General features: G+C 67.4%; 29 protein-coding genes. 17 read left to right on the top strand and 12 right to left on the bottom strand.

Features of this window, described 5'->3' with window-relative positions:
- The first annotated feature begins 102 nt into the window (after positions 1 to 102).
- Together ASC66_RS12445 and ASC66_RS12440 are read left to right on the top strand one after the other, a co-directional pair.
- Positions 103 to 1,431 (top strand): M20/M25/M40 family metallo-hydrolase, encoded by a 1,329-nt coding sequence (locus ASC66_RS12445; protein ID WP_055839919.1) that lies wholly within the window; start codon positions 103 to 105, stop codon positions 1,429 to 1,431.
- A gap of 18 nt (positions 1,432 to 1,449) precedes the next feature.
- Complete coding sequence (locus ASC66_RS12440; RefSeq protein ID WP_055839916.1) at positions 1,450 to 2,304, top strand: undecaprenyl-diphosphate phosphatase; 855 nt, start codon at positions 1,450 to 1,452, stop codon at positions 2,302 to 2,304.
- A 7-nt stretch (positions 2,305 to 2,311) separates the two neighbouring features.
- Here the strand turns inward: ASC66_RS12440 and ASC66_RS12435 are convergent, their stop codons facing one another.
- Complete coding sequence (locus tag ASC66_RS12435) at positions 2,312 to 3,151, bottom strand: alpha/beta fold hydrolase (RefSeq protein ID WP_055839915.1); 840 nt, start codon at positions 3,149 to 3,151, stop codon at positions 2,312 to 2,314.
- Positions 3,152 to 3,169: 18 nt separating this feature from the next.
- A complete protein-coding gene (locus ASC66_RS12430) occupies positions 3,170 to 4,156 on the bottom strand; it encodes a proteasome assembly chaperone family protein (protein ID WP_055839912.1) in 987 nt (328 codons plus the stop codon).
- Between the two features lie 68 nt (positions 4,157 to 4,224).
- On the opposite strand from ASC66_RS12430, the gene ASC66_RS12425 reads away from it, so the two are divergent.
- The 11 genes from ASC66_RS12425 (at position 4,225) to ASC66_RS12375 (ending at position 15,168) form a co-directional block, all read left to right on the top strand.
- On the top strand, positions 4,225 to 4,914 hold the full coding sequence (locus ASC66_RS12425; RefSeq protein WP_235496886.1) for an HAD family hydrolase: 690 nt from the start codon (positions 4,225 to 4,227) through the stop codon (positions 4,912 to 4,914).
- The gene (locus ASC66_RS12420; protein WP_082492299.1) at positions 4,911 to 5,996 is read left to right on the top strand and encodes a tRNA (adenine-N1)-methyltransferase; all 1,086 of its coding nucleotides are present in this window, start codon (positions 4,911 to 4,913) and stop codon (positions 5,994 to 5,996) included. Before ASC66_RS12425 ends, ASC66_RS12420 begins: the two co-directional genes overlap by 4 nt.
- 67 nt (positions 5,997 to 6,063) lie before the next feature.
- A complete protein-coding gene (locus ASC66_RS12415) occupies positions 6,064 to 7,029 on the top strand; it encodes an FKBP-type peptidyl-prolyl cis-trans isomerase (RefSeq protein WP_162243510.1) in 966 nt (321 codons plus the stop codon).
- A gap of 5 nt (positions 7,030 to 7,034) precedes the next feature.
- Positions 7,035 to 8,051 carry a helix-turn-helix transcriptional regulator gene (locus ASC66_RS12410; protein ID WP_055839906.1) on the top strand — a complete coding sequence of 339 codons (1,017 nt, stop codon included), beginning with the start codon at positions 7,035 to 7,037 and terminating at the stop codon, positions 8,049 to 8,051.
- Positions 8,048 to 9,040 (top strand): helix-turn-helix transcriptional regulator, encoded by a 993-nt coding sequence (locus ASC66_RS12405; RefSeq protein ID WP_055839903.1) that lies wholly within the window; start codon positions 8,048 to 8,050, stop codon positions 9,038 to 9,040. The genes ASC66_RS12410 and ASC66_RS12405 overlap by 4 nt, the downstream gene beginning before the upstream one ends.
- Positions 9,041 to 9,042: 2 nt before the next feature.
- The gene (locus ASC66_RS12400) at positions 9,043 to 9,384 is read left to right on the top strand and encodes a hypothetical protein (protein ID WP_055839900.1); all 342 of its coding nucleotides are present in this window, start codon (positions 9,043 to 9,045) and stop codon (positions 9,382 to 9,384) included.
- The gene (gene tatA, locus ASC66_RS12395) at positions 9,377 to 9,586 is read left to right on the top strand and encodes a twin-arginine translocase TatA/TatE family subunit (RefSeq protein WP_055839897.1); all 210 of its coding nucleotides are present in this window, start codon (positions 9,377 to 9,379) and stop codon (positions 9,584 to 9,586) included. The genes ASC66_RS12400 and tatA overlap by 8 nt, the downstream gene beginning before the upstream one ends.
- A gap of 3 nt (positions 9,587 to 9,589) precedes the next feature.
- Entirely contained in the window at positions 9,590 to 10,387 is a 798-nt protein-coding gene (gene tatC / locus ASC66_RS12390; RefSeq protein WP_353612528.1) for a twin-arginine translocase subunit TatC, read from the top strand.
- A gap of 4 nt (positions 10,388 to 10,391) precedes the next feature.
- Positions 10,392 to 12,830 carry a DEAD/DEAH box helicase gene (locus tag ASC66_RS12385; RefSeq protein ID WP_055839891.1) on the top strand — a complete coding sequence of 813 codons (2,439 nt, stop codon included), beginning with the start codon at positions 10,392 to 10,394 and terminating at the stop codon, positions 12,828 to 12,830.
- Positions 12,831 to 12,839: 9 nt separating this feature from the next.
- The gene (lnt, locus tag ASC66_RS12380; protein ID WP_235496885.1) at positions 12,840 to 14,420 is read left to right on the top strand and encodes an apolipoprotein N-acyltransferase; all 1,581 of its coding nucleotides are present in this window, start codon (positions 12,840 to 12,842) and stop codon (positions 14,418 to 14,420) included.
- Complete coding sequence (locus tag ASC66_RS12375) at positions 14,413 to 15,168, top strand: polyprenol monophosphomannose synthase (RefSeq protein ID WP_055839887.1); 756 nt, start codon at positions 14,413 to 14,415, stop codon at positions 15,166 to 15,168. The genes lnt and ASC66_RS12375 overlap by 8 nt, the downstream gene beginning before the upstream one ends.
- A 15-nt stretch (positions 15,169 to 15,183) precedes the next feature.
- Here the strand turns inward: ASC66_RS12375 and ASC66_RS12370 are convergent, their stop codons facing one another.
- The 4 genes from ASC66_RS12370 to ASC66_RS12355 all read right to left on the bottom strand — a co-directional run bounded on the left by ASC66_RS12370 (position 15,184) and on the right by ASC66_RS12355 (position 17,904).
- Entirely contained in the window at positions 15,184 to 15,549 is a 366-nt protein-coding gene (locus tag ASC66_RS12370) for an RNA polymerase-binding protein RbpA (protein ID WP_055839886.1), read from the bottom strand.
- Positions 15,550 to 15,680: 131 nt separating this feature from the next.
- Complete coding sequence (locus tag ASC66_RS12365; protein WP_235496884.1) at positions 15,681 to 16,400, bottom strand: glycerophosphodiester phosphodiesterase family protein; 720 nt, start codon at positions 16,398 to 16,400, stop codon at positions 15,681 to 15,683.
- 44 nt (positions 16,401 to 16,444) lie between these two features.
- Entirely contained in the window at positions 16,445 to 17,428 is a 984-nt protein-coding gene (locus ASC66_RS12360; protein ID WP_055839880.1) for an SPFH domain-containing protein, read from the bottom strand.
- Complete coding sequence (locus ASC66_RS12355; RefSeq protein ID WP_055839878.1) at positions 17,425 to 17,904, bottom strand: NfeD family protein; 480 nt, start codon at positions 17,902 to 17,904, stop codon at positions 17,425 to 17,427. The genes ASC66_RS12360 and ASC66_RS12355 overlap by 4 nt, the downstream gene beginning before the upstream one ends.
- Positions 17,905 to 18,098: 194 nt before the next feature.
- On the opposite strand from ASC66_RS12355, the gene ASC66_RS12350 reads away from it, so the two are divergent.
- Positions 18,099 to 18,857 (top strand): SDR family oxidoreductase, encoded by a 759-nt coding sequence (locus ASC66_RS12350; protein ID WP_055839874.1) that lies wholly within the window; start codon positions 18,099 to 18,101, stop codon positions 18,855 to 18,857.
- Between the two features lie 73 nt (positions 18,858 to 18,930).
- Here the strand turns inward: ASC66_RS12350 and ASC66_RS12345 are convergent, their stop codons facing one another.
- Positions 18,931 to 19,536 (bottom strand): HdeD family acid-resistance protein, encoded by a 606-nt coding sequence (locus ASC66_RS12345; protein ID WP_055839870.1) that lies wholly within the window; start codon positions 19,534 to 19,536, stop codon positions 18,931 to 18,933.
- A gap of 203 nt (positions 19,537 to 19,739) precedes the next feature.
- On the opposite strand from ASC66_RS12345, the gene ASC66_RS12340 reads away from it, so the two are divergent.
- A complete protein-coding gene (locus tag ASC66_RS12340; RefSeq protein WP_055839867.1) occupies positions 19,740 to 20,180 on the top strand; it encodes an iron chaperone in 441 nt (146 codons plus the stop codon).
- A 282-nt stretch (positions 20,181 to 20,462) separates the two neighbouring features.
- On the opposite strand, the gene ASC66_RS12335 is transcribed toward ASC66_RS12340, so the two are convergent.
- The 5 genes from ASC66_RS12335 to ASC66_RS12315 form a co-directional block, all read right to left on the bottom strand.
- The gene (locus tag ASC66_RS12335; protein ID WP_055839865.1) at positions 20,463 to 21,005 is read right to left on the bottom strand and encodes a putative immunity protein; all 543 of its coding nucleotides are present in this window, start codon (positions 21,003 to 21,005) and stop codon (positions 20,463 to 20,465) included.
- Positions 21,006 to 21,058: 53 nt separating this feature from the next.
- Entirely contained in the window at positions 21,059 to 21,754 is a 696-nt protein-coding gene (locus ASC66_RS12330; RefSeq protein WP_055839862.1) for a hypothetical protein, read from the bottom strand.
- A gap of 100 nt (positions 21,755 to 21,854) precedes the next feature.
- Positions 21,855 to 22,421: a dihydrofolate reductase family protein gene (locus ASC66_RS12325; protein ID WP_055839858.1), complete on the bottom strand. Its 567-nt coding sequence runs from the start codon at positions 22,419 to 22,421 to the stop codon at positions 21,855 to 21,857.
- 21 nt (positions 22,422 to 22,442) lie between these two features.
- A complete protein-coding gene (locus tag ASC66_RS17880; protein WP_353612530.1) occupies positions 22,443 to 22,652 on the bottom strand; it encodes a CDGSH iron-sulfur domain-containing protein in 210 nt (69 codons plus the stop codon).
- Between the two features lie 20 nt (positions 22,653 to 22,672).
- Entirely contained in the window at positions 22,673 to 23,737 is a 1,065-nt protein-coding gene (locus ASC66_RS12315) for an iron-containing redox enzyme family protein (RefSeq protein ID WP_082492295.1), read from the bottom strand.
- A 180-nt stretch (positions 23,738 to 23,917) separates the two neighbouring features.
- Between ASC66_RS12315 and ASC66_RS12310 the strand changes: the two genes are divergently transcribed.
- Entirely contained in the window at positions 23,918 to 25,105 is a 1,188-nt protein-coding gene (locus ASC66_RS12310; RefSeq protein WP_055840406.1) for a zinc-dependent alcohol dehydrogenase, read from the top strand.
- An 11-nt stretch (positions 25,106 to 25,116) separates the two neighbouring features.
- The gene (locus ASC66_RS12305) at positions 25,117 to 26,631 is read left to right on the top strand and encodes an FAD-dependent oxidoreductase (RefSeq protein ID WP_055839852.1); all 1,515 of its coding nucleotides are present in this window, start codon (positions 25,117 to 25,119) and stop codon (positions 26,629 to 26,631) included.
- Positions 26,632 to 26,679 lie beyond the last annotated feature (48 nt).

Below are 26,679 nucleotides of genomic sequence, written 5' to 3'. Positions count from 1 at the left end.
GGCCGAAGACGAGATTAGCACGAAATCTGAGCTCGTTTTGAGCGTGCGTGTCACCGGCGCTGCGACACGCCGAGCACGCGAGTGGTCGGGTAGCGTGAATCCATGGCCCAACCCGGTGATTCTTCTGCAGGCAACCTTTCTGAACTCGATGCAACCGCCGTCATCGCGCGGGATCTGATCCGCTTCGACACGTCGAACTACGGGGAGGGCAGGGCGAACGGCGAGACAGAGGCCGCCGAGTACATGGCCGGTCACCTGCGGGCGCTCGGCCTGAAGCCGGAGCTGTTCGAGGCCGACCCGGGTCGGACGAGCGTCGTCGCCCGCGTGCGGGGGCGCAATTCAGACAAACCGGCCCTCGTCGTGCACGGCCACCTCGACGTCGTTCCGGCTGATCCAGCCAACTGGTCCGTCGACCCCTTCGGCGGCGTGATCAAGGACGGCCTGCTCTGGGGCCGCGGCGCCGTCGACATGAAGAACATGGATGCCATGATCGTCACCGCGCTGCAGGACATCCTCGGCGCCGGCAATCAGCCGGAGCGTGACCTCGTCGTCGCCTTCTTCGCCGATGAGGAGGCCGGCGGAGTCCAGGGCTCGCACCACCTTGTGCAGAACCACCCGGAGCTCTTCTCCGGCGCGACCGAGGCCATCAGCGAGGTCGGCGGCTACTCGATCTCGATCGGCGACAAGCGCTCCTACCTGCTGCAGACGGGGGAGAAGGCTCTGCTCTGGATCAAGCTCGTCGCGCGCGGACGCGCGGCCCACGGCTCCCGCCTGATCCATGACAACGCCATCACCAAGCTGGCGGAGGCCGTCGCGAAACTGGGCCGTCGAGAGTGGCCGATCAAGCTCACGGACACGACGACCCTGCTTCTCGCAGAGATCGCGCGGATCCTCGACGCCGACCCGCAGCGCGTCGGGCCGGACGAGCTCGCGTTGGCGACCGGCTCGGCATCCGGATTCCTGTTGGCCTCGCTCCGCACGACGACGAACCCGACACTGCTGAGCGCCGGATACAAGCACAACGTCATCCCCGATCTGGCCGAAGCCCTCATCGACATCCGCACCCTGCCGGGCGAGGAGGAAGCCGTGCTGGCCGAGGTGCAGGAGATCGTCGGGCCCGACATCGAGATCGTGATCATGCACCGCGACATCGGGCTCGAGACGCCGTTCAGCGGCGGCCTGGTCGACGCGGTCACCGACACGCTGCACCGGCACGACCCCGGCGCCCCCGTTCTGCCCTATCTGCTCTCCGGCGGCACGGACAACAAGGCGCTCAGCCTGCTCGGCATCACCGGCTACGGATTCGCTCCGCTCAAGCTCCCGGCGGAGCTCGACTTCCCGGCGATGTTCCACGGCGTCGACGAACGGGTTCCGCTCGACGCATTAGTCTTTGGCAGGCGGGTTCTCGGTGACCTGCTTCTGAACTACTAGCGACGGAAGTACCTCAACTTGGATCTCATCAACGCCATCATCCTGGGTCTCGTGCAGGGGCTCACCGAGTTCTTGCCGATCTCGTCGAGCGCCCACCTCAGCATCGTCGGCTCCTTCCTCGGCACCGGTGAGGACCCAGGGGCGCGATTCACGGCCATCACCCAGATCGGCACGGAGCTCGCCGTCGTGATCTTCTTCTGGCGCGACATCGTGCGCATCATCGCGCGCTGGGCGCAGTCGCTCGCCGGCAAGGTCCCGCGAAACGACCCGGATGCCCGGATGGGCTGGCTGATCATCATCGGCTCGCTGCCGATCGCGATCCTCGGCATCGTGTTCAAGGACCAGATCGAGACGACGCTGCGCAACCTGTGGATCACCGCGACGATGCTGATCGTCTTCGGCATCCTGCTCGGCATCGCCGACTACGTCGGGGCGAAGAAGCGCAAGCTCGACCAGCTCACCTACCCGCACGGCATCGCGTTCGGTTTCGCGCAGGCACTCGCCCTCGTTCCCGGCGTCTCGCGCTCCGGCGGCACCATCACGATGGGGCTCTTCCTCGGCTACGAGCGTGCGGCTGCCGCCCGCTACGCCTTCCTGCTGGCCATCCCCGCCGTGTTCGGCAGCGGTTTCTACCAGGTCTACAACTCGATCACCGACCCCTGTGTCGAGGGAGCCAGCGGCTGCCTGCCCGAGGTGTTCGGACCGTTCGAGACCCTCGTCGCCACCGTCATCGCCTTCTTCGTCGCGCTCGTCGTGATCGCGTTCTTCATGAGCTACATCTCCAAGCGCAGCTTCATGCCGTTCGTGATCTACCGCATCGTGCTCGGCGGCCTGCTCTTCTGGCTCCTCGGCGCCGGCGTCATCGCGGCCTGATTCCGCATCAGCCGCACCGCAGCCGGAGATAGTCGGCGAAGAGCTCCGGCGTGTGGAACGCGATGTGGCCTGCGCCCTCGATCCGATCGGGGGCGCGCCGGCTCAGCGCCATGGCGATGTCTCTGAACGCGGGCTGCGAGGCGCTGCCGTAGGAGAATCGCAGCTCGACGCCGGACGCGGCCAGCGCGTCGAGGTCGGCGAGCTCGCCGGTGGCCGGAATGTCGTCGGAGATGAAGTTCTCGGCGAGTGCCCGACCGCGCTCTCCGTACCAGTCGAGGCCGGGCGGGTCATCGAGCAGTCCGAGTGATGCCGCGCCCATCGCGCCCGTCCAGTCGCCGGGGTTGGCGTCCAAATGGCGGTCGACGGATGCCGTCACGCGTCTCCTCATGGCGGTGCCCGTCGCGGAGTAGAGCAGGTAGCCCGGCTCGAATGCGAACACGCGCCGGACGAGACGCGGATGCCGCAGCGCAAGCTGGACGGCCACGATCCCGCCGGCCGATGCCCCGAACACATCGACGCCGGAGCCACCGAGGTCGGTGAGCCCGAGTGCGGCGATCAACTCTGCCGCGTCATCCGCATGCCTGGCCGAATCGCACGGCCAGCCGTCGCGATCGCTGCGCAGGGTGCCGCGGCGGTCATAACTGACGACGGTGAAACCGTTCAGGCGTTCGGCGATCGGCCGGAACATCTCGGCGTCATCGCTGGAGGCCCCGATCAGGAGGATCGGAGGCCCGGCGCCGCGCACCTCGGCATAGAGCGAGCACCCGCCGACGGTGTAGAGGCCGACACGCGGCTGCTCCGCGCCAGGCAGCGCGTAGGGGTTGGTTCGGAGATCCCGATCCGTCATGCCCTCAGGCTACGCCGCTCAGCCGGCGGACGGCGGCCGCCAGGGCTCATCGCCCCGGCCGTCGCCCGGTTTGCCGTCGCGCCCGTCTCCGGCCTTGCCGTCGGTGTTGCTCTTGCGGAGGTAGCGCTCGAACTCCTGCGCGATCGCCTCACCGCTGGCCTCGGGGGAGTCCACCGTGTCGCGGGCCTGCTCCAACTGCACGATGTAGGAGGCCATCTCCTCGTCCTCGCTGGCGAGGTCGTTGATGCTGGCCTCCCAGACCGCCGCCTCGCTCACCAGATCGCCGCGCGGAATCGTGACGTCCGTCAGCTCCTCGAGCTTGTCGATCAGGGCGAGCATCGCCTTCGGCGACGGTGCATGGTGCACGTAGTGGGGAACGGAGGCCCAGATCGAAAGCGTCGGGATGCCGACACGCTCTGCGGCATCGGCGATGACGCTGAGGATGCCGATCGGCCCCTCGTAGTTGCTCCGCTCGATGTCGAGCTCCGCGCGCACCTCCGCGTTGTCGCTCGAGGTGAAGATCGAGATCGGTCGCGTGTGCGGCACGTCGGCGAGCATGGCTCCGAGGAAGACGATCCCGCCGATGTCGGCCGCGAGGGCGGCGTCGATGACCTCGGCTGTGAAACCCTTCCAGGTGCGCGACGGCTCGGTTCCGAGCAGCAGGTAGATATTGCCGTCGTTGGCTCCGCTCACCTGCATCTCGGCATCCGCCGCCAGCGATTCGCTCGGCTCACCGGGAACGCTCGGGCCGTACATCACGGTGCTCGGCCAGGTCAGCAGGCGCTTGCCGTCGTCGTCGATGCCGATCGTCGGGCGGTTGAACTGGTAGTCGAAGTACAGCTCGGGGTCGACGGCGAAGATCTCGGTGAGTTCGAGCTCTTCCTTCAGCGAGCGAACCGCACCGGATGCCGCTTCGCCGGCGTCGTTCCAACCCTCGAACGCGACCACCAAGATGCGACCACCCAGGATTCTGCTGCTCGTCGTCACCGAAACGTCTCCGCTCATTCACCAGAGGGTCACTCCGACCCGCCTCTAAGGATATGCCCGCACCCACTCCTCTAGACTTGATCCCCGTGACTACACACTCTCCTGCCGCCGTTCTCTGGGACATGGATGGCACCATCGTCGACACCGAGCCGTACTGGATGCAGGCCGAAACCGAGCTTGTCACGAGCTTCGGGGGCGTCTGGACTCACGAGGACGGCCTGCAGATGGTCGGAAACGGGCTCAGCGTGTCCGCCGCCATCCTGCAGAAGGCCGGCGTGTTGCTCGACACGGACGAGATCATCGCCAGGCTCACCGCCCGAGTCGAGGAACTGCTCGTCTCCGACGGCGTCCCGTGGCGGCCGGGGGCCCGCGAGCTCCTCGCCGAACTGCGGGAGCGGGAGATCCCCACCGCACTCGTCACGATGTCGATGGAAACGATGGCCAGGAAGATCGTCGAGCTGATCGGCTTCCACGCCTTCGACGTCATCGTCTCCGGCGACCACGTCGAGAACCCCAAGCCGCACCCGGAGGCGTACCTGCGCGCCGCAGCACTCCTCGACGTGCCGATCGAGCACTGCGTCGCCTTCGAGGACTCCGTCCCCGGTGTGGCGAGCGCAGCGGCATCCGGAGCGGTCACCATCGCAGTGCCGCACATCATCTCGCTCCCGGACGACCCGGGCTACACGCTCTGGGCGACCCTGGCCGGGCGCACACTTGCCGACATCGCCACCGTGTTTGTCGAGTACATCTCCAATTCAGAAGTGGTGACCCCATGACCGATATCTCCGCAGCTCAGCCCCAGGCCAGCGAGCCCCAGCCCGCCCAGCCCCAGGCCAGCCGTCCGCAGAACAGCGGACCGTTCCGCGCGGGCGACCGCGTGCAGCTCACCGGGCCCAAGGGCAAGCTGAACACCTTCATGCTCGAGCCGGGCAAGGTCTTCCACAGCCACCGCGGTCTGCTTGCGCACGACGCCATCATCGGCCAGCCCGACGGCTCCATCGTGGTCAACAACGTCGGCATCGAGCACCTCGCGCTGCGCCCGCTGCTCAACGACTTCGTCATGGCGATGCCGCGTGGCGCCGCCATCATCTACCCGAAGGACGCCCAGGCGATCATCGGTCTGGCCGACATCTTCCCCGGCGCGACCGTCGTCGAGGCCGGCGTCGGGTCCGGCGCCCTCTCGCTCTGGCTGCTGCGCGCGATCGGGCCGAGTGGCACGCTCAAGTCCTTCGAGCGTCGCGAGGACTTCGCCACGGTCGCCCGCGGCAACGCGGCCACCTTCTTCGGCTACGACCCGGAGAACTGGTCGATCACCCTCGGCGACCTCTCCGACGCGCTGCCCGAGGTCACTGAGCCCGGCAGTGTCGACCGTGTCGTGCTCGACATGCTCGCCCCCTGGGAGTGCCTGCCCGCCGTCTCGCTCGCCCTGAAGCCCGGCGGCGTGCTGCTCTGCTACGTGGCCACCGTCACCCAGCTCTCCCGTGTCGCCGAGGCGATCCGGGCGACCGGCGACTACACGAACCCCGACTCCAGCGAGACGATGGTGCGCGGTTGGCACGTCGAGGGTCTGGCCGTCCGCCCTGACCACCGCATGATCGGGCACACCGGATTCCTGCTCACCGCCCGTCGCCTCGCTCCGGGCGCCGTGCTTCCCGAGCTCAAGCGCCGACCCTCCAAGACCGACTTCAGCGAGGAGGACGTCGAGCTGTGGACGCCGGGCAGCCTGGGTGAGCGCAGCGTCAGCGCGAAGAGCCTGCGCAAGCGCGTGCGCGCCGCGACGGCGGGCGCAGAGCTCTCCAAGGCGCGCGAGGCAGACGGCACAGAGACGGACGCCGAGCCCGAGGCCGAGGCTGACTAAACTTGTGCAGGGTCGCCAGACCCGCACCAACCGTTCCACGACACCCACTGCATCGAAACGAGGACTCGTGCGCAAGATCCCCGCACTGCTCATCTCCGCCGGCTTGCTCGCCGTGAGCCTGACGGCCTGCGCGCCCAGCACGGGCCCTGGCTGCGAGAGCGCGGTGCCGTCTGGCGAGTCGTCGACGATCGTGAAGGTCAGCGGCGACGAGGGCGCAAAGCCCACCGTCGACTTCCCGACCCCGCTCAAGGTCTCCAGCACCGAGCGCACCGTCGTGCGCGAGGGCGAGGGTCCCGGCACGGTCGAGGGGCAGCAGGTCAGCATCGACTGGAGTGTCTACAACGGCACGAGCGGCGAACTCATCGAGCAGTCGGCGTACGACGGCTCGCAGGCGCTCTCCTTCGCACTCGTCGACGGTCAGCTGATGCCCGGCGTGCAGCAGGGCCTGCTCTGCGCCACCGAGGGTTCCCGCGTCACGCTCGTCGTGCCGCCGGAGGATGCATTCGGCGAGGCAGGCAACCCACAGCTGGGTGTCGAGCCAGAGGATTCCCTCGTCTTCGTCATCGACGTGAACCACAGCTACCTGCCGCGCGCCAACGGCACCCCGAAGGCCGCCGCGGAAGGCATGCCGTCCGTTGTGCTCGACGCCGACGGTGTTCCCGGCATCACGATTCCCTCCTCTGCCGCGCCGACCGACCTCAAGGTCGCCGTGCTCAAGCAGGGCGACGGCGAGACGATCGAAGAGGGCGACCAGGTCGTCGTCCACTACACCGGTGTGCTCTGGGACACCAAAGAGGTCTTCGACTCCAGCTGGACCCGCGGCGCCCCGGCATCCTTCGCAGCGGCGGAGGGCTCCGAGACGGTGCAGAACGGCGTGATCAAGGGCTTCGCCGACGCGCTCATCGGCCAGCAGGTCGGGTCGCAGATCATCGCCGTGATCCCGCCAGAGCTCGGCTACGGCGAGCAGGGCAACGGCGCGGTTCCGCCGAACGCGACCCTCGTGTTCGTCGTCGACATCCTCGGCATCGCCTAAGCATCATGGACGCCAGCGCGGTCTCGGTCGAGGAACGGCTGTTCAGCCTGGTCCTCGCCCTGCTCGCGAGCGAGCAGGGCCTCGGCAAGGCGGAGATCCTCTCCACCGTGCAGGGCTATCGGCAGCGCTATGTCCTCGGCGGCAACAACGCGAGCCTCGAGCGCCAGTTCGAGCGCGACAAGGACGACATCCGCGAGCTCGGGATCCCCTTGGAGACCATTGACTCGCCCGATCGGCCGGGTGACACCCAGGCCGCACGGTATCGGATCCCGAAGGCTCTCTACGAGCTGCCGGCAGACATCACCTTCTCCTCGGAGGAGATCACGCTTCTGGGGCTCGCGGCCGCCGTCTGGCGCGAGGGTTCGCTCTCCGAGGATTCCCGCCGCGCCATCACCAAGCTCCGTTCCCTCGGCATCGACACGGATGACGCTGTCATCGGTTACGCGCCGCGGCTGCGTGTGCGCGAGGCGGCGTTCACCCCGCTGACCCAGGCGCTCGACCGGCATCAGCGCGTGCGCTTCCTCTATCTGAAGCCGGGCCAGAAGAAGCCGTTGCTGCGCACCGTCGAACCACGCGCACTCGTCGTTCACGAGGGGCGCTGGCACCTCAGCGCCTTCGACCAGCGGGCCAGAGCGCCCCGTACCTTCCTGCTCTCACGCATCGTCGGAGCCGTCGAGGTCGTTCCAGGCGCGCCATTCGAGGTGCCGGGCCCCGGGCAGGCCGAGAACTCGCTCGCGGAACTCGAGCGCGTCTGGCAGGGCAACGTCGCAACGCTGCGGGTGCTTCCCGGCAGCGACGCCGAGCTCCGCCTGGCGAAACGCCCGGGCAGCGAGTCGACCGCGACGGGGCAGGCAGAAACAGTGGAGTACGCGGTGCACTTCACCGACCTCGACATCTTCGCGGACGAGCTCAGCGGCTTCGGCCCAGAGGTCCTTGTTCTCACCCCGGCCCCGTTGCGCGAGGCCGTGCGGCGACGCCTGATCCAGGTGCGTGCGCAGCACAGCTCAGGGGCGAGCGCATGAGCGCCGTGTTCCGCGCCCAGGACAAGCTGGCGCTTCTGCTGGCGCTCGTTCCCTACCTGCTCGATCACGACAGGGTGAGCGTGACGGATGCCGCGGCCCACTTCGGGGTCGAGCCCGAACGGATCCGTGACGCCGTCTCGCTGATCGCCGTCTCGGGCGTGCCCGGGGAGACCAAGCAGTACCAGCACGGCGACCTCTTCGACATCGCCTGGGACGAGTTCCTCGACCACGACACGATCGTGCTCACGCACCAGGTCGCCCTCGACGATGCACCGCGCTTCTCGGCCCGTGAGGCCGCGGCGCTGATCGCCGGCCTGCAGTACCTCGCGGCCCTGCCGGAACATGGCAAGCGGGACGCCATCGCGACCCTGATGGCCAAGCTCACCCGCGGAGCGTCTGCAGCGCCCAGCCAGCTCGCCGTGAGCGAGACGGCGACGGCGGCAGACGCCGGCGTCGAGCAGCTGGACATCCTGCAGACCTCCGTCAGCCGCGGAACCCAGGTCGAATTCTCTTACCTCAACGCCCGCGGGGAGCGGGAATCGCGGCGGGTGGACCCGCTGCGCATCGAGTCCGTCGACCAGGACTGGTACCTGCGCGGCTGGTGCCACCTGCGCAACGCCGTCCGCACCTTCCGGCTCGACCGCATCACCGAGCTGCGGGGCACGGAACAGCCCGTCTCGCGCCACGGGGACGACGTCGTGCTGCCGAGCAGCCTGTTCGCCGTCTCCGAGAACGATCTGCGTGTCGAACTCGAGCTGCCGAGTGACGCTCTGCCCGTTCTGAGTGACTACCTCACGCCCGGCGCCCGCACGAAGCGCGACGGCGACCGCGTGCGCGTCACCATCCGTGTCTCGCACTACCACGGCCTGAAGCGCCTCGTCGCGGGGCTGCCGGGGCTCGTCACGGTCATCGCGCCCGATGAGGCACGTCGCGTGGTCGCCGAGTGGGCGGCCGCGGGCTCCGCGCAGTACGACGGCGACGAGGACTGAGCATGCCGTGGTGGAGCTGGTGGTTGATCTGGGGCGGACTCATCCTCGGACTGCTCGGCATGCTCGCGTATTTCGCGGTCGTGCTGTTCCGCAAGACGATGGCCGCCGCCGAGGAGCTCAGCGCTCTGGGCGACGCACTCAGCGTGCTCGATGCGCAGCTGGACGATCTGGCACCGGGCCGCACGCCCTCAGCCGTCTTCCAGCCGAGCGCGGAGCTCGCCGTCGTTGTGCAACAGAACCGCGTCGTTCGGGCGGAAAAGCGGCAGAGCAACCGCGACAAGCGCATTGCGCGGGGTAAACTACTCGTACGCTCCGCCGAGAATTGGACTCAACCACATGCTTAACAACCTCACCGGATGGCACGCAATCATCATCCTCGTGGTGATCTTGCTTCTCTTCGGCGCACCCAAACTTCCCGCCCTGGCGCGCAGCCTCGGTCAGTCGATGAAGATCCTCAAGTCTGAGATCAAGCCGGATGCCGCAGCGAAGGACGCGTCGACCGAGGGCGCAGAGCCCGCGGCATCCGACACAACTCCCAAGCCATAACGAGTGTCTGAACGCGACACGCGCCGCAGCCGCGAAGGCAAGATGCCGCTTGGCGCTCATCTCCTTGAGCTGCGCAAGCGGCTCTTTCTCGCTGCCATCGGCGTTGTCATCGGCGCGGCCATCGGCTGGGTGCTCTCCGAGTGGATCTGGGAGCAGCTGCGGGAACCCGTGACCGCGATGGCCGAGGCCCAGCACCGCAAGGCCGAGATCAACTACCCGCACATCACCTCGGCGTTCGACCTGCGGTTGCAGATCTCGCTGTACTCCGGCTTGATCCTCTCCAGCCCGATGTGGCTGTACCAGATCTTCGCCTTCCTGACGCCCGGCCTCACCGGCAAGGAGAAGCGCTACACCTTCGGCTTCTTCTTCACCGCCGTCCCGCTGTTCTTCGTCGGCTGCGCTGCCGGCTGGATCGTGCTGCCGAACATCGTCGGTCTGATGGCCAGCTTCGCGCCGACCGACACCGTCACCTACTTCGAGGCGACCGCCTACTTCAACTTCGTGTTGAAGCTGATGCTCGCCATCGGTGTGGCCTTCGTGCTGCCGGTCTTCATCGTCCTGCTGAACTTCGCCGGCATCCTGAGCGCGGCCTCCATCATCAAGTCGTGGCGGATCGCGATCCTGGTCATCTGCTTGTTCACGGCCATCGCGACCCCGGCCGCCGACGTCGTCTCCATGTTCATGCTCGCCATCCCGATGGTGCTGCTCTACTTCCTGGCCTACGGCATCGCGTATCTGCATGATCGGCGGGCGGCCAAGCGCGCGGCTGCGCTGGAGGCCGAGTACGCCGATCTAGGCTAGGGGCGTGAGCACACTCTCCCCGGCCGAGCGTTACGCGGCCTCTCGTCTGAATCAGCGGACGCCCCTCGTACAGGCGTTCCGCGAACTGCAGCGCTTCGACCTCGACCCCTTCCAGAAGGCGGCGTGCTCGTCGCTGGAGGCCGGGCGCAGCGTCCTCGTCGCTGCACCGACCGGTGCTGGCAAGACGATCGTGGCCGAGTTCGCGGTGTACCAGGCGATGCAGGAGCCATCGGCGAAGGTCTTCTACACCGCGCCGATGAAGGCGCTGAGCAACCAGAAGTTCCAGGAGTTCGTCGCAGACTACGGCCCCGAGAATGTCGGACTGCTCACCGGTGACACCAACATCAACTCCGGTGCACGCATCGTGGTGATGACCACCGAGGTGCTGCGCAACATGCTCTACGCCGACTCCGACCTGCTGTCCGACCTCGCGTTCGTCGTGATGGACGAGGTGCACTACCTCGCCGACCGCTTCCGCGGCGCCGTCTGGGAAGAGGTGATCATTCACCTGCCGAGCGAGGTGAAGCTCGTCGCTCTCAGTGCGACCGTGTCCAATGCAGAGGAGTTCGGCGACTGGCTGCAGGCCGTGCGCGGCGACACCGACGTCATCGTCTCGGAGGAACGCCCCGTTCCGCTGGAGCAACACGTGCTCGCCAGGGGCCGCATGGTCGATCTCTTCGACTCCTCCGGCGTCGCCGCGACGAACCGGGTCAACCCCGAACTGGTGCAGCTGGCCAAGGGCGGATCCCGCTCCATCAACTCCCGCTCGACCCGAGGCCGGCGCGGCCACGACCGCGGCGGTTTCAACCAGCCGCCGGCATCGGCGCACAAGCTCGACCGCTCGGCCGTCGTCGCGATGCTCGACGGCAAGAACCTGCTTCCGGCGATCTTCTTCATCTTCAGCCGCGTCGGCTGCGACCAGGCCGTGCGCCAGGTGCTGCGCGCCGGAGTGCGGTTGACCGAGGCGCACGAGCGCGACGAAATTCGCGCGATCGTCGAGGATCGCTGCCGCACCCTGCTCGACGAGGACCTCGCGGTGCTCGGCTATTGGGAGTGGCTGGAGGGTCTCGAGCGCGGCGTCGCCGCCCACCACGCCGGAATGCTGCCCGCATTCAAGGAGGTCGTCGAGGAGCTGTTCCAGCGCAAGCTCGTCAAGGCCGTCTTCGCCACGGAGACCCTCGCGCTTGGCATCAACATGCCCGCCCGCACCGTGGTGCTGGAGAAGCTCGAGAAGTTCAACGGCGAGGCCAGGGTCCCGATCACGCCGGGGGAGTACACCCAGCTCACCGGGCGTGCCGGCCGCCGCGGCATCGATGTCGAGGGGCACTCCGTCATCCACTGGCAGGACGGACTCGACCCGCAGGCCGTCGCCTCGCTCGCCTCGCGGCGCAGCTACCCGATGAACTCGAGCTTCCGGCCGACGTACAACATGGCCGTCAACCTGATCGAGCAATTCGGGCGTTCGCGCGCCCGCGACATCCTCGAATCGTCCTTCGCCCAGTTCCAGGCCGACCGTGCCGTCGTCGACCTCGCCCGCACCGCCAGGCAGCAGCAGGAATCGCTCGACGGCTACGCCCAGTCAATGACCTGCCACCTGGGCGACTTCGTGGAGTACGCCGGCATCCGCCGCACCCTCAGTGATCTCGAGAAGCAGGCCTCGCGCGCCGACCAGCAGTCGAGGGCCGCCCGCGACAAGCTGCAGAATGAGCTCAACGCGCTGCGCAAGAAGATGCGGGCGCACGGATGCCACAGCTGCCCCGACCGCGAGGTGCACGCCCGCTGGGCCGAGCGCTGGTTCAAGCTCTCGAAGCAGAACGAGGCGCTGAAGTCGCAGATCCGCTCGCGGACCGGCGCCGTCGCCCGCGTCTTCGATCGGGTCACCGATCTGCTGCTCGGCTTCGGTTACCTCGTGCGGGATGCCAGCGGCAAGCTGAGCGCGAGCGAGAGCGGTCGCGTGCTGCGTCGCATCTACGGCGAACGCGACCTGCTCGTCGCCGAGTCGCTGCGCCGCGGGCTCTGGGACAAGCTCGACGCCCCCAGCCTCGCCGCGATGGCGACGACGCTCGTCTACGAGCCGCGCCGGGACGAGGGAACGCTCTCCGAGCGCTACCTGCCGCGCGGTGCATTCCTCGAGGCATTCGACGCCACGGGAACGTTGTGGAGCGATCTGGACGACCTCGAGCGCGAGCACAAGCTTCCCGGCAGCGAGCCGCCGGCGACCGGACTCGCCCTGGCGATGTGGAAGTGGGCGAAGGGCGCGCCGCTCGGCGAGGTGCTCAGCGACGCCGACATGGCGGCTGGTGACTTCGTGCGGTGGACGAAGCAGACGATCGACCTCCTCGACCAGCTCTCCGTCGTCGCCGACAACCCGGTTGCGGCCACTGCACGCCACGCGATGGACTCCATCCGGCGCGGCATCGTTGCCTACTCCTCGGTCGCATAGGCTGTGCAGGTGGTAACGAAGGGTATCGATGTGCGCGCCGTGCCTCTGTATCCGATCTGGCTCGCGATGCCGTTGGCCGCGGCATCCGGCGCGCTGCTCGACGGCGCCTTCCCGGACACCGGGGTCTGGCCGCTCGCGCCCCTCGCGGTCGCGCTGCTCTTCACGACCCTGCTCGGCCGCGGACCCTGGGCGGGGTGGCTGCTCGGGCTCATCGCCGGGCTGGCGTTCTGGCTGACCCACATTCACTGGCTGACGCTGTACCTGGGGCCGCTGCCCTGGGTCGCACTCGCCGTGCTGCAGGCGATCTTCTTCTCGATCGGCGTCGCCATGATCGCGGTCGTGCTGCGCTGGGGGCCCCGCGTGTGGCCGTCCAGGCTCGGCCGTCTCGGCATGGTCCCACTGGTCGTCGCCGGCCTGTGGACGGCCAGGGAGGCCATCGCCGCGGTCTGGCCGTACGGCGGTTTCGCCTGGGGCAGGCTCGCTCTCTCCCAGACCGAGGGCCCGTTCGCCGGGCTGCTCAGCCTGGTCGGCGCCTCCGGGCTCAGCTTCCTGATCGCATGGCTGGCCGCGCTCGGCGTGCAGTTGCTCCGTGAACGCACCCTGTCCTTCAGCTGGCGCGGCGGCATCGCCGTCGCCGCGGTCGCGCTGCTGATCGCGATCCCGGCCTGGCCGGTGCTGCAGTCGGGCACGACTCGCCTGGCCGCCGTGCAGGGCAACGCGAACGCCGGCTTGTTCGCGGAGTACGTGCCTGGCGAGATCCTCGCCAACCACGTCAGCGAGACGCTGCCCCTGGTCGGCGAGGACGTCGACATGGTCGTGTGGCCCGAGAACGGCTCCGACATCGACCCGCTGCGGAGCGATCTGGCGGCGAGGACACTCGACAGCATCAGCGAGCGGATGCAGGCCCCGCTCGTCGTCGGCACCATCACCCTGCGCGACGACAAGTACTACAACAGCTCCCTGCTGTGGAAGGCGGGGGAGGGTGCTGTGCAGGTCTACGACAAGGTGCACCCCGTCCCGTTCGCCGAGTACATGCCCGACCGCGAGTTCTGGCGTCCGTTCGCCCCGGAGCTGATCGACCTGATCAGCCGCGACTACGAGATCGGCACGCAGTCGAACATCTTCGACATCAACGGCATCCTCGCCGGCATCGCCATCTGCTTCGACATCGCAGACGATCAACTCGTCAAGGAGATGATCTCCGGAGGCTCGGAGCTCATCCTCGCGCAGACCAACAACGCCGACTTCGGCAGCGCCGAGCGCTACACCGACGAGAGCATCCAACAGCTCGCGATCGCCCGGATGCGTGCGATCGAGGCCGGGCGCACGGTCGTGAACATCTCCACCGTGAGCTCGAGCGCGATCATCGCTCCCGACGGCAGCACGATCGCCTCGATTCCCGACTTCACGGCGGGATCGATGGTCGAGGAGGTGCCGCTCAGCACGACGGTGACGCCCGCGATCGCCGCGGGGCGTGGCATCGAATGGCTGGTCTCCGGTCTCGGGCTCGCCGGCTTCGTTCTCGCGGTGCTCGCCGCCGCGCGCTCCCGCAGCTCGCGCGGCTCGAGCGTGAAGGCCTCGCATGGTTGAGCCGGTCGGGCGTGGCACCCTCGTCGTCGTGCCGACCTTCCAGGAGAGCGCCAGCATCCGCTCCATCCTCGCGCGGATCCGCGCAGCCCTGCCGGCGGCAAACATCCTCGTCGTCGACGACAACAGCCCGGACGGCACGGCGCAGATCGTGTCCCTGCTCGCCAGGGACGACGAGCGGCTGGCCGTGCTGGTGCGCCCGGACAAGAGCGGCCTCGGCCGCGCCTACCTCTCCGGTTTCCGCTACGCCCTCGACAACGGCTACGACTACGTCGTGGAGATCGACGCGGACGGATCACACGATCCGGCTGAGCTCCCGCGCATGCTGGAGATCGCGGCGTCCGGTGCGGATCTCGTGATCGGCTCCCGCTGGGTGCCGGGCGGCGGCGTCAGCAACTGGTCGAAGACCAGGCAGGCAATCTCCCGCGCGGGCAATCAGTACTCCCGCTTCATGCTCGGCTCGCAGCTGCGCGACATCACAGCCGGCTTCCGGGTCTTCCGCGCACAGACGCTGCGCCTGTTGCTGGAGGAACCGACCTCGAGCCAGGGCTATTGCTTCCAGATCGAGATGGCCTGGCACGCCGAGCGGGCCGGGCTCACGATCCGCGAGCACCCGATCACCTTCGAGGAGCGGGCGGAGGGTGTCTCCAAGATGCACCTCGGCATCGTGGCGGAGGCGCTCTGGCGGGTCACCGTGTGGGGGGTGCAGAAACGGCTATCGCCGGGCCCCCAAGCCCGGCGATCCGATTAGTGCAGTGACGGCGCGTTAGACGCCGACCTTGCTGGTGCCACGGCGGGCCCGGAGTGCAACGAGGCGCTCCTCAAGCAGCTCTTCGAGCTCCTCGCGAGTGCGGCGCTCGAGCAGCATGTCCCAGTGGGTGCGCGCGACCTTGTCTTCCGAGTGGTCGATGACGACCGGCTTGGAGTCGACGATCAGGCTGGCCTCGTGGCCACAGTGCTTGCATTCCCAGGCCTCGGGGGCCTCGGCTTCAGCAGAGAACGTCATGACGGTGTCACGACCGCACGTGCCGCAGCGGTAGCTGTGGTTGACGCGTGGTGAAAAGCTGACACCCTCTTCGCTCTGCAGGCTTTGTGCGCCCAGTCTCATTCCACGCAAACTACGATCTGCCATTGTGTGGTCTCCTCTCGCGATGCATCCTCAGTTATAGCGCTCCAAGCTGTGCGTTCGCTTGTCGGACGGCGTGGCGAGGGGGAGCGGGATGCCGCTTGTCAGGAAACTCTCAGCTTCGAGTGCGGCGGCGCTCAGCCGCGCGCGGCGATGAGGGGCACGGCCAGGTCGGCGCGGTCGGTGACGAGTCCGTCGACACCGAGGTCGAGCAGCCTGGACATGTCTTTCTCCTCGTTCACCGTCCAGACGTGCACCTCGACACCGGCGCGATGCATGGCGCGGATGACGCGGGGCGTCGTGACGCGGATCGGCCCTGCGCTCTGCGGCACCTGCACGGCGGTGACCCCGCGAAGCGCCCAGCGCACGACGGGGGAGAGGCCGAGCTTGGCGGCGAGCAGCGCCAGCGTGAAGCGGGGCGCAGAGGCCGAGCTCGCGACGCCGGGCAGCAACCGCGTCGTTGCGCGTCGGCGTCGCTCGGAGAAGGAGGTGATGAGCACGCGGTGGGTTGCGCCGGCCGCGCGCACGGCAGCCGCGGTCGGGCCGACCGCTGCGGCATCCTTGACGTCGATGTTGAAGCGGGCGTCGGGAAAGGCGGCCAGCACATCGGCGAGCGAGACGAGTCGTTGGCCATCGCCGAGATCGATCTCTGCGAGTTCGGCGAAGCTCAGTTCACCCACCCGCTCCGCACGCGCGGCGACGCGGCTGAGATCGGCGTCGTGGCAGATCACGGCGACACCGTCCCTGCTGGACTGGACGTCGGTTTCGACATGGCTGGCTCCGGCCGCGAGTGCGTTGGCAAAGGCGAGCAGCGAGTTCTCGGGTGCGGCGACGGCCAAACCTCTGTGCGCGAACACGCGGGGTCCGGCGCCGTGCAGGTAGGGCTTCGGGGCGTCGAGATTCAGAGTGCTGGGCCTGACTGTGCTGGGGGTCGGGGAGTGGCAGGGGGAGGGGAGAGCGGTGTCGTTGCCGCTGTCGCGCCGTCACCGCTCGGGGCGATGAACGCCCTGCTGAGCCCTTTGAGCGCCTCGGTGAGTTCGCTGGGGATGATCCACAGCTTATTGGATGGGCTGTCGGCGAGCTTCGGCAGCGTCTGCAGGTACTGGTAGGCGAGCAGCTTCGGGTCTGCGTCTCCCTCGTGGATGGCACGGAAGACGGTCATGATCGCCTCCGCCTCGCCCTGGGCACGCAGCACCGCTGCCTTGGCATCGCCCTCTGCACTGAGGATCGCGGCCTGCCGTGCGCCCTCTGCGGTGAGGATGGCCGACTGCTTGGTGCCCTCCGCCGTCAGGATCAGCGCGCGACGGTCTCGCTCCGCTCGCATCTGTTTCTCCATCGAGTCTTGGATGGAGTGCGGCGGATCGATGGCCTTCAGCTCGACGCGGTTGACGCGGATTCCCCATTTGCCTGTCGCCTCGTCGAGCACGATCCGCAGCTGACCGTTGATGTTGTCGCGGCTGGTCAGCGCCTCCTCGAGGTTGAGCCCGCCGACCACGTTGCGGAGTGTCGTGGTGGCCAGTTGTTCGACCGCGCCGAGATAGTTGGCGATCTCGTAGGTGGCCGCCCTGGCATCCGTCACCTGGAAGTAGACGACGGTGTCGATCGAGACGACGAGGTTGTCTTCGGTGATGACGGGCTGCGGCGGGAATGACACCACCTGCTCTCGCATGTCGACCATGCGGTGCACCCGGTCGACGAAGGGCACGAGCAGGTTCAGGCCGGGCTGCAGTGTCTTGTGGTAGCGCCCGAGGCGCTCGACGACGCCGGCATTCGCCTGGGAGATGATTCGGATCGAGCGGAATAGGACGACGAGGACGAAGACGACGATGACGACGATGACCGTCCCGACAATGATCTGGGTGATCGTCTCTGCTGGCACGTTCATGGCTGCATCCTTTCGGCCGGGACGATGACGGCGGTTGCGCCGTCGATGCTGGTCACGAGCACGCGTTCACCCGCGGCGACAACGCGCTGTTCGGTGAGGGGGGAGAGGCGAGCCGTCCACGTCTCACCGTTGGAGAGCTTGACCTGGCCCGTGCCGAATTCACCGCCGACGGATGCCACGACCGTGCCGTCCGTGCCGAGCAGAGCATCGACGTTGCTGCGGGCGGGATCTCCGCCGCGTTTCAGCAGGCGGAGCAGTGGTGGGCGGATCAACACCAGAAGCGCGACGGCCAGCAGGGCGGCGATCACGAGTTGCAGCCACCATGGAGCGCCGAAGAGGCCGGCGATCAGGCCGCCGACGCTGCCGAACGCGATCATCAGGAAGGTCAGCTCAAGGGTGACGACCTCGACCGTGAGGAACAGGAGGATGAGCACCAGCCAGACAATCCAGCCATACGAAGCGACGAAGTCATCCATGACCGTTCCTCTCGACCGCTCTCACGATGCCTGATTCGAAACTACCAGTTCAGGGGCGAAAAGCGCCTGAGTCTCGCTGAGAGTCGCGCCGCAATTGTGAATCCGGGCCGACGAATCAGTGCCGGGGGATTGGTAGTCTCGATGCGGCGCTCTCGCGCACCGTTCTTCAGCAACACGACCCTCAGGAGACCTCTGTGACCAATCCACTCACCCCGCAGCTCTTGGCCGGCAAGACTGCGCTTGTCACCGGCTCCTCACGTGGCATCGGCGCCGACACCGTGCGCTACTTCGCCGAGGCCGGCGCCAAGGTCGTCATCAACTTCCGCAACAAGGAGGCGCGCGCCATCAAGCTCGCCGACGCGCTGCGGGCCGATGGTGCCACGGCGATCACCGTCGGTGCGGACCTCACCGACCCGGCATCCGTTGCCGAGATGATCGACACCGTGAAGGCCGAGTACGGCGGAATCGACATCCTCGTCATGAATGCCTCCGGTGGCATGGAGTCCGGCATGGCCGAGGACTACGCGATGGTGCTCAACCGCGACTCGCAGCTGAACCTGCTCGAGACGGCCCTTCCGGCGCTGAACCCCGGCGCCCGCGTCGTGTTCGTCACGAGCCACCAGGCGCACTTCATCAACAACACGCCGACGATGCCCGAGTACGAGCCGGTCGCCCGCAGCAAGCGCGCAGGCGAGGACGCACTGCGCGCCAAGCTGCCGGAGCTCGCCGCTGCGGGTGTCGAGTTCGTCGTCGTCTCCGGCGACATGATCGAGGGCACCATCACCGCCACGCTGCTCGAGCGGGCCAACCCGGGCGCCATCTCGGCCCGGAAGGACTCCGCAGGCAAGCTCTACAACGTGGGGGAGTTCGCCGCGGAGGTCGCTCTCGCGGCCGTTGAACCTGTGCCGGCCAACAACACCCGCTACGTCGGCGACATCTCCGACTTCAGCTGACGCTTCGAACAGACGAGAAAGGGCCCGCCGATTCGGCGGGCCCTTTCTGTGTTGTTGAGGCGGTTGCCGACGACTACGCCGTGACGAGGCCCTTGCCGAAGGTGAAGGCACGCACGATCTGGATGATGCCCAGGATGATCAGGCTGATGCCGGTCAGGAGGAAGAGAATCACGGCGCCCCAGATCGGGGAGAAGAGCAGCACGATACCGGCGATGAGGCTCAGCAGGCCGAAGAAGATGGTCCAGCCCTTCGAGCGCGAGTCGCCGATCTGCACGAGCGAGACGATGCCCTCGATGATCCACGCGATTCCGACGAGCACGCCGAGGAAGACCGCCAGGAACGCGGCGGTGCTGCTGAGGTTCGCGAAGGCGAGCACGCCGCCGACGACGAAGAGCAGGCCGAGGATGATGTCGAGTGTCCGCGCGCCGCCGCTGATGCCCTTGGAGAAGATGCCGATGCCGAGGTAGGCGAGACCGGCGATGAGCAGGTAGATGCCGAGCAGCAGGGCGATACCCGCTGCGGCCGTCTGCGGCGAGAACGTGATGATCAGGCCGATGATGAGCGCGGCGGCGCCGGAGACGCCCAGCGCGATGCGGACGCCGTTGACGGCCGACTTCGTGAGATCTTTTCCATCGAGGGAGAAAGCGGCAAAATATGCGCTCTGTTCAGGGGTAGACATTGTGATGCGCCTCTCGGTTCGTACAGGACTGTTGACGGCCCCAGAGTAGCGCTCCGGGGCGGCGCCGGGGGATATGTCACGCCGCGAGTCCGATTGAGACGCGGTCGACGACGAGCAGATATGGAGAAGACACCGCCATCCCACGTCGGTAGTGTCGGTCATGACGGCACCCACGAGAGCGCAACAACGATGAGGAGCGTGTGATGAGCGAGACCCCCAAGACCCGATCAACGACGAAATCCGGTTTCTCCGCCGAGGAGCGCGCGGCGATGAGGGAGCGCGCGAAGGAGCTGAAGGCCTCTGCGAACCGCGAGGAGGCGGCGAAGGCCGTCGTCGACATGATCGCGGAGATGCCTCCGGCGGATCGAGCGCTGGCCGCGCGAGTGCACACGATCATCGTGGAGAACGCACCGACGCTCGCTCCCAAGCTCTGGTACGGCATGCCGTCCTACGCGCGAGACGGCAAGATCGTCTGCTTCTTCCAGAGCGCCGAGAAGTTCAAGACGCGCTATGCGACGCTGGGTTTCAACGAAGACGCCCTGCTCGACGACGGCACGATGTGGCCGACGGCATACGCCCTGACGCAGCTGGACGAGAAGAACGAGGCGTTCATCGCCGATCTCGTCAAGCGCGCCGCCGGCTAGCAGGGAGAGCGACGAGCGCAACGCGTTGCGTTATGTCAAGTAATTCGGCCGAAGCAGTGCCGCGGAAGGAGTCCGCGATCGCGGCGCTGTTGCCTCGCGCAGGCGAACTCACAGCGCTGCCACTGCGGTTCTCGCTGCGTAGAGAACTTCTCAACGCAAGGACTCACGCGGTGCGTTTCTGTGGCCGAAACCTGCCCATTCTGCCCCCACCGGCATTGCGCTGATAATGCACATTATGTCAAGTCGCTGATCCTGAACGCTCCCCGGCCGTCCACCGGCGCATCACGGCGCTGAGGCGGCTATCGCCGATTGAAGTTCCCGAATGCTCGATCCGAGGGCACCAGACGCGAGAAGCCCTGGGCCGAGCGGCCCGGCAGAGTTCTCGCCGAGCAGGGGCAGCTGTCGCAGCGCGGACGTCGTCTGCGCGGTGAGCTGCTCGAGCTGCCAGGCGATCTCCTCGTCGACGGCCTCTGGCCTATTTGGAGCGGCCAGTCCGGCCGCCTTCGCCGCATAGGCGGCCGCGCCGAGAGCGTGCGCGCCCATGTGAGCGACGCCTGAGGCTTGTGCTGCAGCCCGCGCGGCGGCCACGGCCGCGGGAGAATCCACCGCATGCGCGGCCCGGCCGGCGACGAATCGTCGGCGGATCTCACCGGCGGCCGGAAGCTCTCCGCGAGCAAACGCCCGAGCTCTCGCAATGGCGTCACGTGGACGACCGTCGGAGGGCGCTTCCGCCTCGAAGAGTGGCAGAACCCGCTCCGCGCAGTCGGCCGCCCACGCCGCGACCCGGCGACGATCGGATTCGCTGAGCGCCTGCGGTGAAACCATGCTGCCAGCCTGCCACACCGAGCGGCTGGTCGATCCAGCCGGGGGCGGACGTCTTACAGGGCGTCGACGAACATCTGTGTGGCGGCCGGAACGTACGCCTCATTCGTGGCCGGGTCCCATCCGACGAGCGCGACAACGTTGCCGCCCACGCGGGCCGTCATCCCGACGAGCGTGAAGGCAGAGCCCCCGACATCGCCCGTGACCCGAAAAGCGACGGTTTCGTCGGCACCGGTGAGCTCGGCGTCGAAGGTCTCGACCTGCGTCTGCACCGGCTGACCCTGCATCGTGAAGAGATCACTCCCCTGGGCGCAGCGGCTGAGTGCATCCGCCGACTCGGAGATGAGCTCAGAGGCGAGTTCGTCATCGCCGACGCTGCTCACGACGGCCGTCATGCTGCGGTCGTTGCTGGCACCGAATTCCTGTGCCGCGTCCGGCTGCGCCGCGTCCCAGCCCACTCCGAACGGCGTCAGGCAGCTGAGATCGGATGCCACGAGGCCGGGGTAGATGGAGTCGAGCAACTCCCCCGCGTCGGCGTACTGTGCCGGGACGAACTGCAACTCCGTGAAGACAGCCGCAAGCTCCTCGTCGGTGAGTTGAGTCGATGGTGCGGCGGTGCTCACGCTCTCGGGTGTTGAGGTCGCGGTCGGCGTCGACTCGGCAGCCGTCTGCTCAGCCCCGCCGCTTGCACATCCAGCGAGTGCGAGCACCAGCAGTCCCGCACATCCGATGCGCACATTCTTCAACGACATGACATCTCCCCCGTTCGTGGCCCACCAAATGGGCACAAATCGCGAGCTTAGCAGCCATGGCGGCGGCCAGAGATCCGGTATCGCGGCGGAGCTCGGTCGCCTATGTCGTGATCGCGTAGCGCAGGAGCACCACATCGTTGTCGAACGCGGTGGCCTCAAGCAGGCGCAGGCCTCTGGAGTCCTCGAAGACGCGGCTGCCGGTGCCACGGGATGCCGGGCAGACGAGTAGCCGGACTTCGTCGACGATGCCGGCATCCAACAGGCAGTGCATCAGCGTCAGACTCCCCCACAGCCAGATGTCCCTGCCGCTCTGCCCCTTCAGGTTGCGGATCGTGCCGACAGGGTCGCCCGTCACGGTCGCCGCGGGAAAGTCGCCCCACGGTGCGTTGTGCAGCGTCGTGGATGCGACGTACTTGGTGAGTGCGTTGAGCTTCTCGCCGTACTCGCCCTGCTCGGCAGCGTGCGGCCAGTAGTCCTTGGACTGCTTGTAGGTGTTCGCGCCGAGGATCATCGTGTCCACCGAGTCGATGAAGCCCATCAGGCTGGTCTTGAACGGCGTCGTGACGGCGTCATCGAATGGTTCCCCCGGCACGAAACTGAGCCCGCCGTCGTCTTCAGCCGCGACGTTGTCGACTGTCACCCACTGCTGCACGATGAGCTTGCGCATGCTGTCACCGTCGTCGAGCGTTCACTCGAACTCGATGGCCGGTGACGACGGCGGTCGCTCCGTGCGGAAGGCAATGAGCGTGTGGCTTCCATCGCAGAAGGGGCGAATCGTGGACGCTCCGCAGCGACAGAGCGCGACCGTCTTTCGCGATCGCGGCAACACATCGCCGTTCTCGTCGCGCAGTTCCACCTCGCCCCGCACGATCAGCGGCCCATTCGGGCACGCGGTCACCGACACCTCGCTCGACGTGGTCACGAGAGCGCCAGGCGCAGCGACGAGCGCCCCTCGGTGAATGCCTGCAGCACGCTCCCCCACAGCATCCCGTCCACGGTCAGACAGGCTGCCGCGCCGAAGAGGATGTCGTCGACGAGCTCGGGTTCGTCCGCGGCCAGTGCCCCGGCCAGGTCGCGCGCGGCGATCTGCTCGTGCACGGCATCCGCCTCGACATGTTCGTCGAAGTAGTCACTGGCCTCCGGGCCGAGCCCCAGACGACGGATGCCGCTGGCGTATGCGCGACAGGGCAGCGACGATGTCATCTCATAGGCGGCGAGGTGCCCGACGATCGCACCGCGCAGCCGCCGGTGCAGCCCGAACATCGACATGGTGTTGAGCGAGGCGAATACGTTCGCATGCACGTGGTCCGCGTAGGCGCCGTAGCTGCTGTCGAGGTCACGCTCCTCCATGCAACGCGCGAAGATCGTGGCGTGGAGGCGATCCGGTCGCCCTCCGCCATACTCGTCGGCCTGGATCTCGACCAGCGCCGCCTTCGCCCGGGTGTGCAGGCGCGGGATGCCCCAGCTGTGTGGATCGGCTTCCTTGAGCGTGTAAATCGAGCGATTGACCAGCACCTCGCTGTACTGCTCGAGACTCGCCTCCGTTTCAACGAACCTCGAGAGGCTGGGCCCGTCATCGCCGCGAACGAGTTCGAAGAGCGCCTCCGACACCCCGCGGCGCGCATGGGGCTGCCGCACGGTGCGGCGAAGCTCCGCCTCGAACGCGGCCTCGACGACGGCCCGCAACTCCAGAAGCTGGGGATCCCACTCGACGCGGTCGTCAACATCGGCGATCCCGCCGTAGTGCAGCTCGTAGAGCATGAACAGGGAGAGCTGGAGGTCGTCGTCATCCAACAGCGATTCGCTCCGCCGGACCGCACGCCGCACCTCACCCATGACGGATGCTGGCCGCTCCCCCGGCCCTGCCAACAGCCACTCGCCGAGCAACGCAGAAACGGGGCCGCGAGCCTCCGGCATCGGCATCGGCCAGGCACGGCGCTGGGGAGGTGATGTTGTCGTCTTCGCTGCTGTCGTCGTGGTCATCGTGCTTCACAGCTTTGAAGCGACGACGCACAACGGCAAGGGGCTTGTACGCGTCCGGCTTCCCGAGTAGCGTCGCCCGATCCTCTTAAGATGCGCGACGAGATGAAGAGATGGGAAGCGGAGTGGTGTCATGCGCACGATCGATGGGCACAGAAGAATGCAGCGAAACTGGCGGTCATCATGCGCGCTGTGACGTGGCACTCACGCGGCGATGTGCGGGTTGAGACCGTCCCGGATCCATCACTGGAACGCCCGGATGACGCAATCATTCGCGTGACGTCCACGGCGATCTGTGGCTCCGATCTCCACCTCTATGGCCTGCTCGGCCCTTTTCTGAAGCGCGGCGACATCCTGGGGCACGAGGCCATGGGCATCGTCGAGGCGGTGGGGAATGAGACCACCCGGGTCAAGGTCGGAGACCGTGTTGTCGTCCCCTTCGTCATCGCCTGCGGTCACTGTCGAATGTGCACGAAGGGTCTGACCACCCAGTGCGAAACGACCCAGAATCGGGCCGGCGGCACGGGCGCGCAGCTCTATGGGTACACCGAGCTCTACGGCTCCGTTCCGGGAGGTCAGGCTGAGTATCTCCGGGTATTGCGTGCCGACGCCAATCTCACGGTGGTTGGCCAGGACTTGCCCGACGAGCGTTACCTCTTCCTCAGCGACATTCTGCCGACCGCCTGGCAGGCGGTGCGCTATGCGAATCTGAGCAATGATGGCGTGCTCGGAATAATGGGATTGGGACCCGTCGGTCAGCTCGCGGCGAGAATCGCCCGCCATCTCGGCCATCGTGTGATTGCCGTTGAACCGATCGCGGAGCGGCGGCTGTTGGCGGAGCGATATGGCGTTGAGACGCTCGATTTCGACGATGATGTCCTCGCGCGGCTGCGCGATCTGACGGACGGGCGTGGACCCGACTCGGTGATCGACGCTGTCGGTATGGAAGCGAAGGGAAACCCTGCCGTTGCGGCAACACAGACCGTTGTCAGCGCCCTGCCGGAATCCGTCGCACAGACCGTTATGACGAAGGCCGGCGTCGATCGGCTCGGCGCGTTGCATCTGGCCATAGACGCGGTGGCGCGCGGCGGAACGGTCTCCATCGCCGGAGTGTATTCGGGCGCCGTCGACCCGATGCCGATGATGTCGTTGTTCGACAAGCAGCTCACGCTTCGCGGCGGCCAATGCAATGTGCACGCATGGCGGGAGCATCTCCTGCCGCTCGCAGAAGCCGCCCACGACCCACTCGGGCTCGAGGACCTTGTCACCCACCGAGCTCCGCTCGAGCGCGCAAGCGACATGTATGAGCAGTTCCGGGACAAACGTGACGGCTGCGTCAAAGTCGTGCTGAAACCGCAGGCAGTGCGATGAGTGAATCCGCGATGAGTGAATCACTGTGGCGGCAGTCCCGCCTCCCCTTTGAGAGCGGCTCGTTCCAGCCCGGCGAGCGGACCGGAGTGCTTGTCGTCGGGGCCGGCCTCACCGGCCTGATTACCGCGTGCCTGCTCGCCCGCGCCGGCGATCAGGTTCTCGTCATCGATGCCCTGTATCCAGGCGCCTTGGCGAGTGGCGGCTCGACCGGGAAACTCAGTCTGTTGCAGGGTGCGCGGCTCAGCGACATCGCGCGCCACCAGCCAGAAGAAGTGGTGCGGGCGTATGTCGACGCGAATCGCGCTGGCCAGAACTGGCTCGTCACCTTCATTCGCAGCCGAGCGGTGAGATTCTCCGAGCGCCCCGCGTACAGCCTGGCGCGATCCCCCGCTGCCATCGATCGACTCGAGCATGAGTACATACTCGGCCGCGCGGCCGGCTTGCCTCTGCAGCGGGTGCGCGAAACCGAGCTGGCGTGGGAACGCGGCCTCGCACTTCGATTGGACGCACAGATCCACCTGAACCCGATGTCACTCGTCCAGGCGCTCCTCGCCGAGTGTCGCGCACTGGGCGTGCGGGTCATCGGTGACTGCACGGCGACGGCCGTCAGCCCGCGTCCCAACGGCTATTCGGCACAGACGACGCGGGGCGAGGTCACGGCCGAGCGCGTCATCGCGGCGACGGGCACGCCCTTCCTCTCGCGTGGCGGCCACTTTGCCCGCGGCGACGCGCAGCGCTCGTCGCTGACGGCGTACAGCACGCCCGGCTCCGCGGTCGAGGGCATGTATCTCACGCTCGATGAGCCGCGCCGCTCCGTTCTGACCACCGACCTCGTCGATGGCGAGCCCCTTCTTCTCGTTGGCGGTGCGGCGAAGGTCGTCGGCCGAGAACAGGCGGCATCCGAAAGCGTCGAAGCCGTGGATGACTGGACCGCTGAGCACTTCCCCGGAGCGACACCGCGCAGTCGGTGGTGGGCGCAGGATTACAGCACGCTGGATGACGCACCCTATGTCGGCCCGCTGCACCCGGGCGAGCGCGGCATCCTCGTCGCGACCGGCTTCGCGAAGTGGGGCATCGCCAACGCGGCCGCCGCCGGCCTCGCTCTGGCCGCCTTGGTCCACGGTGAGGGGCTCAGCTGGGCGCACACCCTGTACCGGCGGCGCGGTTGGCCGCCCAGGAATATCACTCAGATGGCGCGAACGAACCTCGCCGTCGCGGCCGAATCCGCGCGCGGCGTTGCTCGTGTGCTCGGCGCCCACGACGACAGCACGCCGAGCGGGCATGCCGCACTCGTCGAGCTCGACGGCGTGAGGCCGGTGGCCCGGTGCACCGTTGGCGGCGTCGACCACCGCGTCTCTGCCGTGTGCCCGCACCTCGGAGGCATCGTTGCATGGAACGAGGCGGAACTCAGCTGGGATTGCCCACTGCACGGTTCACGTTTCGCTCCGGACGGGACTCGTATCGAGGGTCCGGCGCGCGGCGATCTCACTGCCGCCCCTCCCCGTGACGAGAACCAGCAGCCCTGACGCCGCACCGGCTTAGAATCCGCCTCACAATATTGACAAACGATGGTT

This window comes from Leifsonia sp. Root4 (genome assembly GCF_001425085.1).
Classification (GTDB): Bacteria; Actinomycetota; Actinomycetes; order Actinomycetales; family Microbacteriaceae; genus Microterricola.
The sequence above is the reverse complement of the archived record's forward strand: the minus strand, read 5'-3'. Positions and strand labels throughout refer to the sequence as shown.